14 protein-coding genes are annotated in these 15,077 nt (G+C 53.5%); 8 read left to right on the top strand and 6 right to left on the bottom strand.

Annotated elements, in window-relative coordinates; all coding sequences use genetic code 11:
• Positions 1-8 precede the first annotated feature (8 nt).
• The 4 genes from AC3CB2_RS01810 to AC3CB2_RS01795 all read left to right on the top strand — a co-directional run bounded on the left by AC3CB2_RS01810 (position 9) and on the right by AC3CB2_RS01795 (position 5,244).
• On the top strand, positions 9-647 hold the full coding sequence (locus tag AC3CB2_RS01810) for a glutathione S-transferase family protein (protein ID WP_352931260.1): 639 nt from the start codon (positions 9-11) through the stop codon (positions 645-647).
• Positions 648-670: 23 nt separating this feature from the next.
• Positions 671-1,879, top strand: coding sequence for an acetyl-CoA C-acetyltransferase (locus AC3CB2_RS01805; protein ID WP_008550053.1), 1,209 nt, complete (start codon positions 671-673; stop codon positions 1,877-1,879).
• Positions 1,880-1,894: 15 nt separating this feature from the next.
• Positions 1,895-4,108: a 3-hydroxyacyl-CoA dehydrogenase NAD-binding domain-containing protein gene (locus AC3CB2_RS01800; RefSeq protein ID WP_352931262.1), complete on the top strand. Its 2,214-nt coding sequence runs from the start codon at positions 1,895-1,897 to the stop codon at positions 4,106-4,108.
• A 230-nt stretch (positions 4,109-4,338) separates the two neighbouring features.
• Positions 4,339-5,244, top strand: coding sequence for an AEC family transporter (locus AC3CB2_RS01795; RefSeq protein WP_352931264.1), 906 nt, complete (start codon positions 4,339-4,341; stop codon positions 5,242-5,244).
• A gap of 10 nt (positions 5,245-5,254) precedes the next feature.
• Here AC3CB2_RS01795 and AC3CB2_RS01790 read toward each other — a convergent pair whose 3' ends face one another.
• Positions 5,255-7,039, bottom strand: coding sequence for a GNAT family N-acetyltransferase (locus AC3CB2_RS01790; protein ID WP_352931266.1), 1,785 nt, complete (start codon positions 7,037-7,039; stop codon positions 5,255-5,257).
• 74 nt (positions 7,040-7,113) lie between these two features.
• Positions 7,114-8,094, bottom strand: coding sequence for an alcohol dehydrogenase catalytic domain-containing protein (locus AC3CB2_RS01785; RefSeq protein ID WP_352931268.1), 981 nt, complete (start codon positions 8,092-8,094; stop codon positions 7,114-7,116).
• A gap of 286 nt (positions 8,095-8,380) precedes the next feature.
• Here AC3CB2_RS01785 and AC3CB2_RS01780 point away from each other — a divergent pair, with 286 nt between their 5' ends.
• A complete protein-coding gene (locus AC3CB2_RS01780; protein WP_008549654.1) occupies positions 8,381-8,653 on the top strand; it encodes a DUF6460 domain-containing protein in 273 nt (90 codons plus the stop codon).
• A 17-nt stretch (positions 8,654-8,670) separates the two neighbouring features.
• On the opposite strand, the gene AC3CB2_RS01775 is transcribed toward AC3CB2_RS01780, so the two are convergent.
• A complete protein-coding gene (locus AC3CB2_RS01775; RefSeq protein ID WP_008549477.1) occupies positions 8,671-9,234 on the bottom strand; it encodes a TetR/AcrR family transcriptional regulator in 564 nt (187 codons plus the stop codon).
• A gap of 157 nt (positions 9,235-9,391) precedes the next feature.
• Positions 9,392-10,231, bottom strand: a complete 840-nt coding sequence (locus AC3CB2_RS01770) for a histone deacetylase family protein (RefSeq protein ID WP_352931270.1) — start codon at positions 10,229-10,231, stop codon at positions 9,392-9,394.
• A gap of 228 nt (positions 10,232-10,459) precedes the next feature.
• On the opposite strand from AC3CB2_RS01770, the gene AC3CB2_RS01765 reads away from it, so the two are divergent.
• Entirely contained in the window at positions 10,460-11,806 is a 1,347-nt protein-coding gene (locus AC3CB2_RS01765) for an MATE family efflux transporter (RefSeq protein WP_352931272.1), read from the top strand.
• Positions 11,807-11,856: 50 nt separating this feature from the next.
• On the opposite strand, the gene AC3CB2_RS01760 is transcribed toward AC3CB2_RS01765, so the two are convergent.
• Entirely contained in the window at positions 11,857-12,960 is a 1,104-nt protein-coding gene (locus tag AC3CB2_RS01760) for a quinone-dependent dihydroorotate dehydrogenase (RefSeq protein WP_352931274.1), read from the bottom strand.
• Positions 12,961-13,302 (bottom strand): DUF952 domain-containing protein, encoded by a 342-nt coding sequence (locus tag AC3CB2_RS01755; protein ID WP_352931276.1) that lies wholly within the window; start codon positions 13,300-13,302, stop codon positions 12,961-12,963.
• 209 nt (positions 13,303-13,511) lie between these two features.
• Between AC3CB2_RS01755 and AC3CB2_RS01750 the strand changes: the two genes are divergently transcribed.
• Positions 13,512-14,156: a S24 family peptidase gene (locus AC3CB2_RS01750; RefSeq protein ID WP_352931278.1), complete on the top strand. Its 645-nt coding sequence runs from the start codon at positions 13,512-13,514 to the stop codon at positions 14,154-14,156.
• A gap of 15 nt (positions 14,157-14,171) precedes the next feature.
• Positions 14,172-15,068: a thermonuclease family protein gene (locus tag AC3CB2_RS01745; protein WP_352931280.1), complete on the top strand. Its 897-nt coding sequence runs from the start codon at positions 14,172-14,174 to the stop codon at positions 15,066-15,068.
• The last annotated feature ends 9 nt before the right edge of the window (positions 15,069-15,077 follow it).

Here is a 15,077-nt window from a genome sequence, read left to right as displayed (position 1 = left end):
AGTGCGATATGGCGGAATATGAACTTCAGTGTTTTGCGCAGAGCGGCAATGCCTACAAGGTTGCGCTGATGCTGGAGCTTTCCCAGGTATCATGGACCCCGGTGTGGGTCGATTTTTTTAATGGTGCCACCCGCGATCCTGAGTTCCGCAGTGAAGAGAATGAGATGGGAGAAATTCCTGTGCTCCGGCACGGGGAGACACGGCTGACCCAGTCTGCCGTGATACTGGAGTACCTTTCCCAGCAGCTTGGCACATTTGGATGGGAGAACGAGGAAGAACGCCGGGAAATCCTGCGCTGGCTGTTCTGGGACAACCACAAGCTGACCAGCTATGTGGCGACCCTGCGCTACATGCGAGCCATGGTGAAAACCGGTGAGACTGATGTGACCCGCTTTTTTGAAGGCCGGGCCATCGCCGCTTTGAAGGTGCTGGATCAGCGCCTTGCGGACACAGACTTCCTTGTTGGAAATCGCCCAACAATCGCAGACCTTTCGGTGTGCGGATACTTATTTTGGCCAGAAGAGATTGGTGTGGACTTCGGCCCTTATTCAAATGTGAATGCATGGCTTGAGCGGATTAAGGCCCTGCCCCATTGGGTAGCCCCTTATGACCTGATGCCCGGCCACCCCTTGCCTACACCAGCCTGACCAATTTTTTCGCGGAGGACAATATGGCAGACGCCCTTATATTCGATCATGTTCGCACCCCACGCGGGCGCGGCAAGAAAGACGGCTCCTTGCATGAAGTTTCGACAGCGCGCCTTGCAGCGAACGCTCTTGAAGCCATCAGAGACCGTAATGAGCTTGACACCAAGCTTGTAGACGACGTTGTGCTTGGCTGTGTTGACCCAGTGGGTGATGCAGGTTCTGACATCGCGCGTGCAGCTGTCTTCGCAGCAGATTATGACCGCTCCGTTCCTGGTATGCAGATCAACCGTTTCTGTGCATCCGGTCTTGATGCGGTGAACATGGGTGCTTCTCAGGTCATGTCCGGCCAGAACCAGCTGGTTGTTGCTGGTGGTGTTGAAGCGATGAGCCGCGTTGGCCTTGGCGCTTCCGGTGGTCCATGGCCTGCAGACCCGCAGGTGGCTATTCCTGCCTACTTCATGCCTCAGGGCGTTTCCGCTGACCTGATCTCCACCAAGTACGGTTTCAACCGTGATGACGTGGACGCCTATGCAGTTGAGAGCCAGAAGCGCGCGAAGAAGGCTTGGGACGAAGGTCGTTTCAAGAACTCTGTTGTGCCTGTACGCGACATCAACGGCCTGACCATTCTGGACCATGACGAACACATGCGTCCACAAACAGACATGCAGTCTCTGGCTGGTCTGAACCCATCTTTTGAGATGATGGGCAACATGGGCGGCTTTAACGCTGTTGGCATTCAGGCTCACCCTGAAATCGAGAAAATCAACCACATGCACCACGCTGGTAACTCCTCCGGTATCGTTGATGGTGCGGCGGCTGTGTTGATGGGTACGAAAGAAGCTGGTGATGCGATTGGCCTTAAAGCCCGTGCACGCATTAAAGCTTTTGCCAATATCGGTTCTGACCCTGCCCTGATGCTGACCGGTCCGGTTGATGTGACCGAGAAGCTTTTGAAAAATGCAGGCATGGAAATTGGCGATATCGACCTATTTGAGCTGAACGAAGCGTTTGCTTCTGTTGTTCTGCGCTACATGCAGGCCTTTGAAATTGACCACTCCATTATGAACGTGAATGGCGGTGCGATTGCGATGGGTCACCCACTGGGTGCGACCGGCGCAATGATCCTTGGCACAGTTCTGGATGAACTGGAGCGTCAGGACAAGAACACGGCTCTTGTTACTCTTTGTATTGGTGCAGGCATGGGTACTGCGACCATCATTGAGCGCGTTTAAGGGGGGAGAACGACAATGACATACACACACTTTACCCTTGAAACCGATGCCGACGGCTTTGCAGTTCTGAAATGGGACTCGCCTGAAAAGCCAATGAACGTGTTTGACGAGTCCGTCATTAATGAGCTGGACAAAGTCATCGACGACATCACTGCTGATGACGCCATCAAAGGTGTTGTTGTTGCTTCCGGCAAAAAAGCGTTTTCCGCTGGTGCTGACCTTTCCATGATCGGCAAGGCTCTTGGTGATTACAAGAAGCGCCAGAGCGTTGATCCTGAAGGTGCTGCGAAAGAGCTGTTTGAAGGCACTCGTAAGCTTTCACTCGTGTTCCGCAAAATGGAAACCTCCGGCAAGCCATATGTGGCTGCAATCAACGGCGTTTCCATGGGTGGTGGCACCGAGTTGGCTCTGGCCTGTCACAAGCGTATCGGTGCTGAAGAAAGCCTGAAAATGGCTCTGCCTGAAGTTAAGGTGGGTCTGTTCCCAGGTGCTGGTGGTACGCAGCGTGTGATGCGCATGGTGCCTGATCTTCAGGGCGGCCTGCAGTTCCTGCTGATGGGTCAGAACCTTGATGCAAAGAAGGCCCAGCGTCTGAAGCTGATTGACGATGTTGCTCCTGAAGCTGAGCTGGTTGATGCAGCCAAGAAGATGCTTGCTGAAGGCGTTGACCCAGTCGCGCCTTGGGACAAGAAGGGCTTCAAGATCCCAACCGGTAAGGTTTACTCCCCATCCGGTATGCAGTTCTGGCCAGCAGCGAACGCGATCTACCGTCAGAACACCTATGACAACTACCCGGGCGCACGCTACATGCTGCACTCCGTTGTTGAAGGCCTGATGGTTCCATTCGACACTGGCCTGACCATCGAGAGCCGCTACTTTGCGCATGTTCTGCAGAGCAAGGAAGCAGCTGCCATGGTTCGCTCCCTGTTTGGTTCCATGCAGGAGCTAAACAAAGGCGCACGCCGTCCAGCAGGTGTACCGGAAAGCAACCTGAAGAAGGTTGGCGTTCTTGGCGCAGGCATGATGGGTGCTGGCATTGCCTACGTGACAGCAAAAGCTGGTTTGGAAGTTGTTCTGATCGACCAGTCTCAAGAAGCTGCTGACAAGGGTAAGTCCTACTCTTCAGACCTGATGGACAAGGCTATCAAGCGTAAGAAATCTACGCCTGAGAAGAAAGAGAAGCTGCTCAGCCTGATCACTGCGACCACCGACTACAGCGCGCTGTCTGACGTGGATCTGGTTATTGAAGCTGTGTTTGAAGACCGTGAAGTGAAGCGCGTTGTGACCGAGCAAGCAGAAGCAGCAATGCCAGCTTCCGCGATCTACGCGTCCAACACCTCTACTCTTCCGATCACGTCTCTGGCAGAAGCATCTTCCCGTCCAGCAGACTTCATCGGCATTCACTTCTTCTCTCCAGTAGACAAGATGATGCTTGTTGAGATCATTCTGGGTGAGAAAACCGAGGACAAGGCAACTGCTGTTGCTCTGGACTACGTGAAGGCGATCAAGAAGACCCCGATTGTTGTGAATGACAGCCGTGGTTTCTACACCTCCCGCGTTGTTGGCACTTACGTTCGCGAAGGCATCATGATGCTTTCCGATGGTGTTCCGGCAGCGATGATTGAGAACGCTGGCAAGATGGCAGGCATGCCTGTTGGTCCGCTGTCTCTGGGTGATGAAGTTGCTCTGGACCTTGCCTGGAAGATTAAGGAAGCCACCAAGAAAGACCTTGGTGATGCGTACCCATCCAGCGGATTCGATGAGATCCTTGATGCGATGGTTGTGAAGCATGAGCGTCATGGCCGTAAGAACACCAAGGGCTTCTACGACTACAAAGGCAAAGACAAGGCTCTGTGGCCTGGTATCACCGAGATCACCGGCCCAGCGAAGTCCGCTGATGAGTTCGAGGTTGAAGAACTGAAGGACCGTCTGCTTGGCATTCAGGCTCTTGAAACCGCACGCGTGTTTGAAGAGAACTGCCTGACAGACGTTCGTGAAGCAGACGTTGGCTCTATCCTCGGTTTCGGCTTTGCACCGTTCTCTGGTGGCACACTGTCCTACATCGACGGCATCGGCACCAAAGAGTTCGTAGAACGCTGTGACAAGCTGGCTGCCAAGTGGGGCGACCGCTTCGCACCTAACAAGCAGCTGCGCGCAATGGCAGAAGCTGGCGAGACTTACTACGGTAAGTTCTCTCCTGCAGAGGCTGTGGCGGAAGCTGCTGAGTAATACAGACCCGGCTGGGCTTTACCGCTCAGCCCTCTGGTTTAAGTTTGAAGCGCCGGTGGGAGACATCTCACCGGCGTTTTTATTGGGAGAGCTCTCTTTGCCTGTCGTTAGCTTTAGGAAGCGTTTACGGCATCGGGGCGGTGTTCATGAGTTCCTTCATGCCGCGTTTAACTTGCTCTTCTATTTTGCTGAAGAGGAAGGTTGTTTTCATAACGCAGGCATGATGCCCCATGGCCGAGATTGTTCTCATCGTATTTTGCCTTGTGATCGGGATTGTTCTGCGGCTCACCAAAGCGCTTCCTGACACAGCAACGAAGGTGTTTGGCGGCTGGGTCATCTACGTTGCGCTGCCTGCCATGGCCATCAAGAATGTGCATGGGGTTACCGTTTCAGCCGACTGGTGGTTTGCAGCCGCCACTCCGTGGATCGGCGTGGGCTTTGCAATTCTGTTCTTTGTTCCCATTGGCAAGTATTTCAAGTGGTCGTGGCAAAGAATTGGCGCGCTTCTGCTGGTTGCCGGATGGGCCAACACCAGCTTTGTCGGCCTGCCGATGATCTCAGCCCTTGCAGGTAGCCAGTATCTCGGCGTCGGGCTGGTGATCGACCTCTTCGGGTCTTACCTTGCCCTCTCCATTCTCGGGATCAGCATTGCAACCGTTGCCAGTGCCGGTGCTTTTGAACTGCCTGTGATCGTTCGGCGCATTCTCACGTTTCCCCCGTTTTGGGCGATCATTGTTGCGCTTGCGACCAACCATCTGGGCCGTCCGGTCTGGATTGATGATGTGGTCGGTACTCTGGCCGACACGCTGACGCCTATGGCTCTTGCAGCTGTTGGCTTTGCCTTGAGAGTTGAGCACTTAAAAGGGCGATGGGCACCTATTGGCCTCGCCCTCACCTTCAGCCTGGTTCTGGCGCCGCTGTTCCTGTATCTGGTTTATGCTGGCCTTGGGCAGCTGGAAAACAACATCGCCCGCATCGCCCTTCTGGAAATGGCAATGCCCCCCATGCTGGGCGCAAGCCTGATCGCCCTGCAGTACAACCTGGAAAGCGAACTGGTCGCCGCCACCATCGGCATCGGCGTCCCCCTCTCCCTAGCCACAGCAAGCCTCTGGTGGTTCTTTGTGTTTGCGGGATAGGGTGAGACCATTAAGTGAGTTCTTTGGAACCCTCTACCCTCCACTCATACACCTTCTCTTCTTCCCTCTCCTCAATCAGCTCAAAGCCGTGGCGGAGGTAGAAGGGGTTGGCGCGGCTTTGGGGGAGGACGTCGAGGCGGATGGGTTTGGTTTGGGTGGCGGCTTGTTGTTTCAGGAGGGTAAGTATCTCTGCTCCGATACCGCGACCTTGTGCATTCGGGTGGAAGTAAAGACGCTCCAGATAGAGATGGTCTTGTTTGTCCCACAAAACGTAGAAGCCCAGAACCTTATCGTTCTCAATGATCTTCCATGTAGAGGCAGGGTCAAAGCTGTCTTTGAAATATTGCCGGTAGAGCTCATGGTCGAACATGCCATTGGCTTCCATATTGTCTTTCATGGCCAGATGGCGGAGGTCTGCGAGCAGGTCAAAATCAGCTGCAGCAGCAGGTACTATGCGCCAAGATGAACACTTCGGAGTATACTCATAGTAGTTGTTGATGCCCTCGGAGTAAGTCAGGTGGAAGCCGTGGTGCTGGTAGAAGGCGTTGGCGGGGCTGATGCGGAGGGCGTCGAGGCGGATGGGTTTGCTTTGCTTGTCCGCTTGTGCCTTGATCTGGTTCAGGAGTTTGGAGCCAATGCCGAGACCTTGTGCTTCAGGCAGCAGGTAGAACATATCCAGATAGAGGTGATCCGGGAGGGTCAAGACTACATAGAAGCCGATGATTTTGTCGTTTCGTTGGACTTTCAGCGTCTTTTCAGGTGCGAACTCGCTTAGGAACACCTCGCGGGCTTTGTCGTGATCAAACAAGCCATTGGCTTCCGCGCTTTCCTTCATGGATGTGTAGCGAATGTGCTGGAGTTCTTCGAAGTCATCCTGAGAAGCTATTTCAAGTTGGAAGGCAGGTTCGGGCGTGAACTCATAAATGTTCTCGTAGCCTTCTGAATGGATCACAGAGAAGCCATGGGTCTGGTAGAACTCATTGGATCGACTTATCCTGAGCGCATCCAAGCGTATTGGCTTACCAGCTTTGGTGGCAATCTCTTTCAGGTGACGAAGTATTTTTGAGCCAATCCCTTTCCCTTGCGCTGCCGGGCGCAAGAACAGCATATCCAGATAGAAATGGTCTGGATGGGAATGGAATGCATAGAAGCCCAGCATTTCCCCTTCCAACTCAATCTTCCATGTGGCGTCGGGCTTGAAGTCTTCGAAGAAGTGGCTGCGGGCCAAGGGATAGTTGGTGAGGCCGTTGGCAGCCCACTCGTCTTTCATGGCCTCGTGGCGCAGATCAGCGAGTTGTTCTGCATCTTCGGGCTTTGCGTGCTTCAGGATGAACGTTGGCGTTCCCGGTTTGATATGTTCCAGAGGGAGTTCGTAGTAGTTGTCGAGATCCTCAGTTCGGATCAAGCGGAAACCATGGCGAATATAAAAGTCATTGGCTCTGCTTAGATGAACAGCATCAAGGTGTATGGGTTTCTCAGCGTTGCACGCAATTGCCTTAACATGCGAGATTATCGCTGTTCCAATACCTTTGCCTTGAGCTTCTGGCAGCAAATAAAGATGATCCAGCTCAAGATGAGTTGGCTGATCGAGCAGAGTGTAAAAACCAAGAGTTTTTACTCCCCGCACGACTTTGAAAGTCGACGCAGGTGCAAAACTCTGATGGAAACCAGACCGCAACACATCAGGATCAAACCTGTCCAGCGCTTCAAGGCTTTCGCGCATGGCTTCTACGCGCAGGGCCGCCAGGTCTTCTGCGTCTTGGGGCTCTGCTGCGTAGATTACAAACTCACTCATCCCTGCCTCCGCCGGTGAGGCTGGACAGGCCAGCCTCATTTGATTCCGATGGAGGGAAGATATTGGATAACTACCTAGATCTTCAACACAATCTTGCCGACGGTGCGTTGGTTTCTCATGTCTTTCAGAGCAAGCCCTACATCTTCAAGACTGATCTGTCTAATCCTTGGTACAGAGATCTCACCAGTTTCCAGAAGCTTTGAAAAGGCTGTGCCTGCTTTAACCAGATTGGCTTTGGCCTTTGGACCTGCGCGCAGCCCCGAGCCCAGACTAAGCTGGTGGAAACTGAGGCCTTTCAGGAACGCATTGTCATAGGCCGCAGGGCGCACGGTGCTGACGAGTTCGACCATCTCCCCTTCAAAACCAAGACAGCTTGCAGCGGTGATGTCGTTGTCGCCGCCAACTGTATCAAGCGCTACGTCAACGCCTTGCCGTCCAGTTTCTTCAAAAGCGATGCCAATCACATCTTCCCAGCCATAGTCGATTGCGCGGCTTGCACCAAGGGAACGCACGTAGTCGAGATTGCGCTCAGAACACGTCGCCAGAATTTTCTCAGTGCCGAAGTGTTTGGCGATCTGAATAGCGAAGCTTCCTACACCGCCTGAGCCACCCATGACCAGCAGAGTATTGCGGTTTTCGATGTCCAGCTTATCCACGAGGGCACGCCATGCAGTCCAGCCTGCGCATGGAGTTGCTGCGGCTATGACCGGGTCCACATCCGGGTGTCTGACGAGTGCCTCAGCATCGGTGACAGCATATTCTGCAAACCCGCCGTGGGGCTTGAACATGTTGCCGTGATACAGAACTGCATCACCCACAGCCCAGTTTGTGACACCCTCACCGACCTGTTCGATGATGCCGGACACGTCCAGACCGGGCACCCAACTGTCGCTCATATCGTGAGCAGCGGCGCACCATTTGTTGATCTTTGCATCAACTGGATTGAGGCCGGTGGCGACCACCTTTACCAGCACTTCACCTCGTGCAGGGGTGGGCTTTTCCACGTCAGCCAGCACGAACTCGTCGGTCTCTTTGTGGTAGGTCACAGCTTTCATGGGTGTATCCTATGATCTTCTCTGCCAGCCTTTAGGCGCACACGATAAGCGCTCCGGCGGCCATCCTCTTGTTTTGGAGGTACTGTAAGGAAGACGCACTTAAAGGAAAGACCGATTACTGCGTATATGGAATGGAATAGAAAATTTGGCATCGCCCCATATGAAAGAGTAGGTTGGGTGCCTATATAGGGATCAAAGCATTGTAAAGCAGTTTGCGATTACCCTGTCCTTTGCCTGGGTTTTACGTCCACTGCCCTTTTTGAGCACGGCTATTGCGGAGATTTTGATGTCAAACGATAAGTTCAACCGTTTTCTTGGAGACACGCCGGGACGCGTGCTCATTCGGCTGATTTTTCTATCTTTGATTGTCGGGATTGTGCTGTCTGCGCTGGACTTTTCGCCGCTGACCCTGATCTACTCCGTGCAGGATTTCTTTATCCGGATCTGGAATATGGGCTTCTCGGCCATTGAGCGCTTTGGCTCCTACTTCTTCCTCGGAGCCATTGTGGTGGTGCCGCTGTGGTTTATCTCACGGCTGATGAACTGGCGCGGACGATAACCGCGCCTGCTCTTAACTTACTGCATGCAGATATTGTGAATGTTGACGGACAGGTTGTCGAAGATCTCCGGATCTTCGCTGGTGTTGCCGATCAGAACAGCCACTTCCAGTGCTGCCAGAACAAAGTCCGACTTTACCAGAGCTTCTTCTGAGGACCAGTTGCCGCTGTATTCCAACAGGTCTGCGAGCCATACACGGGCACGGCGAGCAAAGGTTGCTGCAAGCTCTTGCAGGTCTTCCGGCAGCTCTTCATCCTTATCGCCCAGCACTGCGGACAGGAACAGCTCGCCACCGTCTGCCATGCCAGCCTGGAAAGCTGCGATGTAAGTGTCCAGTGCTCTGCGGAAGTGCAGCGTCTGTGTGGAAGGATCACCAAGGATCTGCAGGAAGCGGTCGATGTATCTTTGCAGAACAGCGCGCTCTACCCCATTGACTGAGGAGAACATTTCAGAAATGTCCTGTTCGCTGGTTCCGGTGGAACTGGCAAGCTGATCAACATCCAAGCCCAACAGTCCGCTTTCCCGGATCATGTAATCCGCAGTATCCAGTACAACGCTTCTATTGGTGACCACAACACCCATATGTGTCTCCTAGCCTTCCGAGGCATTTTATTTGCACTTTACGGAGGGGATACTGCGCATTTTTCATAAAATGGCAAGACACATTTACCTATTCAGTTCTTAAAGGTGGAATTTTATATTTTACTAAAATTTTATATAAAAAGGACTTGTTTTTGAATTATAAGTACTTCGCTGCCACGCGGTACAGGTTTGAGTGCCGGTTAACCAATAGTCTAAGATTATACGAATAACCACCTCCCAGCACACCTGCAAGTGGAAGACCTTCATTCCTTACCAGTTTAAAGACCAGTTCCTCTCGTTTTCGCAGCCCTTCATCGGAGAGGGCAAGGCGGCCTAAACGGTCGTCATGGTGAGGGTCAACACCGGCATTGAAGAACACCAGATCTGCTTTGAACGTGGTGAGCACGCGTTTGAGAGTATCTTCCAGAATTGACAAGTACTCGTCGTCCTCCATGCCGTCTTCCAGCGGCACATCCAGCGTAGAGGCTTTCTTTCGGACGGGGTAGTTCTTCTCTGAATGGAGTGAGAGGGTGAAGACGCTGGTGTCGTGGGCGAAGATATCGGCAGTGCCATCCCCCTGATGCACATCCAGATCGATGATCAGTACGCGGCGGACCATGCGCATGGCCTGCACTGCCCTCACCGCGACTGCAACATCGTTGAAGACGCAAAAGCCAGCCCCCTGCGCAATGCGGGCGTGGTGAGAGCCTCCCGCGGTGTTGCAGGCCACGCCATGTTCCAGCGCCAGCATGGCCGTCAGCAAGGATCCACCTGTTGCGCACTGGGCACGGAAGGAGACGCTCTCAGTCATGGGAAAGCCGATTTCACGGGCAATAGCGTGCGGTACGGTGCAGCTCAGCACCTGATCCACATACTCCCTTGCATGAACGCGCAGCAGATCATCGCGTGAGATTGGATCTGGCTCATGGAAGTCATAGAGAGCGCCTTGCGGGTCTGTCTCTTTCAGCCACCGTGCGACCTCGGCATACTTTCTCATGGGGAACCTATGGTCCTCCGGAATGTCCGCTGTGTAGGCGGGATGATGCACAATTGGTAGTCTCACGAGAGCAACACCTTCTCTGTTTCACGCCAATCTAACTGATCTCACAAGATTATAAATATGGACAAAAACAGAACAAACCAATATGAGCATAGAGAAATCAATTTCCCCAAGCCCATTTGAGCTGCAGGCCCGCATTGCTCTCGTGCGTTTAAAGGTTTCTCCGTGTCTACAAATTTCAAAGTGACAAACCGCTCTTTCCTTGCGCTCGCTGTTCCGATGACCCTGGCGTATATCTCCACTCCATTGCTGGGGTTGGTTGATACTGCAGTGATCGGGCAGCTGCATGATGCTGCTTTGCTGGGCGGTTTGGCTGTGGGCACGATCCTGTTTGATGTGATCGGCGCATTTTTTTACTTCCTGCGTGCAGGTACAACGGGTCTGGCAGCACAGGCCCTTGGCGCCAGCAATGGCAATGAGATGCGGGCTGTGTTGGCACGGGCTCTACTGTTGGGGCTGATTGGCGGTGTCATTGTTATCTTCTTGCAATGGCCGATCCTGAGTTTTGGCCTGCCGATCATTGGCGGTACGGAAGCGGTTCAGGAAGCTGCGGCGACCTATTTTGCAATCCGTGCGTTTTCTGCCCCGTTTGTGCTCGCCAACTACTCCATCCTTGGCTGGTACCTTGGGCTGAGCAAGGCCGGCATCGGGCTGCTTATTCAGACCTTCCTGAATGTCACCAATATGGTGCTTTCTGTGGTGTTTGTGCTTGGGTTCAACTGGGGCATTCCAGGTGTTGCTGTGGCGACCTTCATTGCGGAGATGCTGACCTTCTGTCTGGGGCTCTATCTGATCAAGCGCGAGCTGAATGGTGCACCGCTGCCGACATTCTCTCAGATTATCATCTGGGAAAAACTCAAGCCGATGCTGGCATTGAACCGGGATATCATGATCCGGTCCATGGTGATGCTGTTTGCCTTTGGCTTCTTCACCTCACGCAGTGCGGCTCAGGGTGAAGTGGTACTGGCAGCGAATGCGGTTCTGGAGAAGTTCATTCTGGTCGCGGCGTTCTTTCTGGATGGTACAGCGTCAGCTGCTGAACAGGTGGTTGGGCAAGCGATTGGTGCCAAGCAACGCACGGCGTTCCGCAAGGCTCTGCGACTTTCCATCGGCTGGGGCTTTGGGCTTTCCTTCGGCGCAGCAATGGTGCTGTGGCTGACCGGCGGTGTCGTCATTGACCTGCTCACCACTCATGCAGAAGTGCGAGAGACAGCGCGGACCTTTATGTTCTGGGCTGTCCTGACGCCAATCATCGGCACTTTGGCCTTCCAGATGGATGGAATATTTATTGGCGCAACGTGGTCTCAGGACATGCGGAACTCTGTGGTGGTTTCAACCATACTGTTCCTTGCCAGCTACTATCTGCTGTTTCCGATCTATGGAAACGACGGGCTCTGGTTCTCGTTGCTGGTGTTCTTCGGTGCACGTGGATTGACGCTGAGCTATCTGTGCGTCGTGCGTGAACGGCAGTATTTTAGCGCATTGCAGCCAGCTTCCAATACGGCTAACTGATCACAAGATTAAGAGGCGAGGCTGCTGAAATGTGCCTCGCCTTGATTGTTTTAGTCGAGCGTTTTGTCTGCCCAGATGTCGTTGTCGATGCCGACCAGCTCCTGCAGGTTGGAAACACCGCGGGCTGCGACCAGACGGGAGAGATGCTGATTGATCTTCTTCACCAACGTCTGTCCCTCATAGACCATGCCGGAGTACAGCTGGATCTGGTTTGCCCCTGCAAAGATCTTCGCAGCCGCTTTTTCTGGCGTATCTACTCCCCCAACACCAAAGAGAGGTAGGCCTGGCCCTACAGCGCGTCTGGTTTTAGCCAGAGCGATGGTTGCGCGTTCGAACAATGGGGCGCCTGACAGACCGCCAGCTTCCTTTGCCTGCTGCTGATCTTTGAGTGTAGATGGGCGGGCGATGGTGGTGTTGGAGACAATCATGCCATCGACCTTGTTGGTCATGACAACCTCAGCAATCTCCTTGAGCGCTTCTTCCGTCACATCCGGTGCAATCTTCAGCATGACCGGGACTTTGCGGCCCAGATGGTCTTCCTGCTCGTCACGTGCGTTGACGATGGCAGAGAGCAGGTGCGCAAGAGCATCTTTTTCCTGCAGGTCTCGCAGGCCAGGTGTGTTTGGAGAGGAGATGTTGGCCGTCAGGTAGTCTGCCAGTTCAGCGAAACGCTTTACACCAAGCACATAATCGGCGACGCGATCTTCGGAAAGTTTGTTGGCGCCCACGTTGATGCCCAGAACACCCGGCGTACGACCTGCTTTGCGGATGCGCTCGTAGACCACATCGTGACCGTCATTGTTGAAGCCGTAGCGATTGATCACGGCGCGGTCTGCGCTGAGGCGGAAATTCCTAGGCTTTGGATTTCCTTCCTGCGGCTGTGGGGTCACCGTGCCCACTTCAACATGCCCGAAGCCGAGCTTCATGAGTGGTGTGATGGCTTCTGCATTCTTATCAAACCCTGCAGCCATACCGACCGGGTTCTTGAAGGTCAGATCACCGAGCTTGTACTCAATTGCTTTGTTCTCGACTTGTCCGAACGTTGGTGCCAGGCCTGAGGCAAGCATCTTGATGGTTGCGTTGTGTGAGGTCTCAGGATCCAGACAATGCAGTGCCCGAATGCCCACTTTGTTGATCAGGTTTTCAATCGACATTTAAAGCTCCGGAAACTGGTGATTGCCTTCAGCGTCCAATGGCAATGGTTTGACCCACTTGACCTTAGAGACAGGAAACTCGCCGTAGAGATGCGGGAAGAGCGTACCACCGCGGGAGGCTTCCCACTTCATTTCATTTTCCGGGAAGTCTTCGCTCTCAACGGCAATCAGCAGCAAGTCGGTTTGTCCCGCAAAGTACAGTGCAGCGGTTTCTTTCACGGTCTCAGCGCTGGAGAAGTGGATGTAACCATCGGCCAGATCGATCGGAGCACCCGCAAAGATACCGGCGGCTTCAGCTTCTTGCCAAAGCGCCTTGGGGGCGATCTTGAATATGAGGGACATGGGAATTGCCTTTCAGGAGAGACGTCTACTCAACTGAAGCCATGCTCATACATCCACAAATCGGTGGCTGGCAACCCCTCTCTTTCGACTAGTGCTTGCAATAGGATTTTATTCACCACATACAAGATCTCTAAGAGGTGCAGAACAAGGCTGTTTTTCTTGCAAATCTGTACGGTTTATGTCCGGTTGTTTCCGCTGTTGGAGGATGAATGTTAGATCACGAGCACCTTTGGGCAGCGCTTGATAAAGTGGCTGAGCGGCATCAACTGACACCCTCTGGCCTTGCACGCCGTGCGGGACTCGATCCGACCTCCTTCAATCCCTCCAAGCGCTTTGCTGCTGATGGTCGCCCACGCTGGCCGTCAACGGAGTCGCTCGCCAAGGTGCTCGAAGTCACTCAAATGACCTTCGTGGACTTTGCCGGATTGCTGCAAGACAAAACAGAGATCACCGGTACATATTTCCGGTCATTTCCAGCGTATTTATGCACGAGTGATGAGTTACGAGAGGTGGATCTTGAGGATCTCTCGGGTTTTCAGCTAGATAAATTCTGCGATAGCTTCATTTTTCCCAGTTCTCAGAGTGAGAAATTCTTCGCATTGGAAGTTTCGAGTAATAGTTTTGAACCATACTACAGGGAAGGACAAATACTCATCGTCTCTCCCGAGAGCTCTTTGCGGCGAAATGATCATGTTTTGATAGCGACTAAAACCGGAGATTTACATTGCGGCCCGTTGCAACGGCAAACGAATGAGCGCATTGAATTTCGACGGCACACCCCGGATGACACACCAAGGGTTGTTCAAGTTGCGGATCTGGTCTGGACAGCAAGGGTTTTGTGGGTGAGCCAATAAGCAGACAGGGTGCTTATGCGGATTACCAAGACCACGTGTTTTCTTTTTGGAGTGGCGCTTCTTGGCGTCGGGTTTTATGCGCTTGTTGAGCACAATGCAGAAACTGCTCTGCGTGGAAACGCACGCACCCTCTATCGCCCCTCCTCTTTCCCGGTTGAGCATAAGCCAAGCGCTGAAGAAAAGCAGAAGGAACTGGCGGCTCTGGAAGCTGCTCGCCTTGCTGCCGAGGCCAAGATCCCCAAAACACCGCCTAAACATCCTGATGGATTGCGCAATGTGGGTGGCACACGCACGCCTCCTCCTGCGGTGACAGCTACTCTACAACGTGTTGCTCACGTGAAGATACCGCGCAAGTCCAAGCAGCCTCCTCCAAAGGAGTTGGTGCTCTATCGCCCTGTTGCGGTGGATGGAGCCACGCTAAGCGATAAAAAGAAACGGATTTCGCTTCATCACGTCCAAGCTGTTCCTCTCAGCACAACATGCCCCAGTGAAGATGGTGAAAGATGGCCTTGCGGGATCAGAGCACGGACGGCTTTGCGTGCTTTCATCCGCCAGAAGCGTGTCACCTGCTCTGACATGAAGCCCATGCAAGGGGATGATTATGCTGCAACCTGCAACGTGGGCAAACATGATCTTGCCACTTGGCTGATTGAGAATGGCTGGGCAAAGGCTGAGCGCGATGCCCCTGAAGCCCTGAAAGACGTTGCTGCGAAGGCGCGGCGGGCTGAACAGGGTATCTGGCGTTCCAAGCTGGTGCAGCTGAGTGATGATGTGTCAGCCACATTGGTGAACTCATGGGAAGAGCTTGCGGACGACAGCACCTCCGAGACACCACTGGTGATGGAGGGAGAACCTGCCATCATCTGGCGTCCACGCGAAGACGTCACTGCGGAGACCTCTGCAACGGAATAATTCATTTTT

Source organism: Pseudovibrio sp. SCP20 (assembly GCF_057774105.1).
Note: the sequence above shows the minus strand (reverse complement) of the source record. Positions and strands in the feature narration are given on the sequence as shown.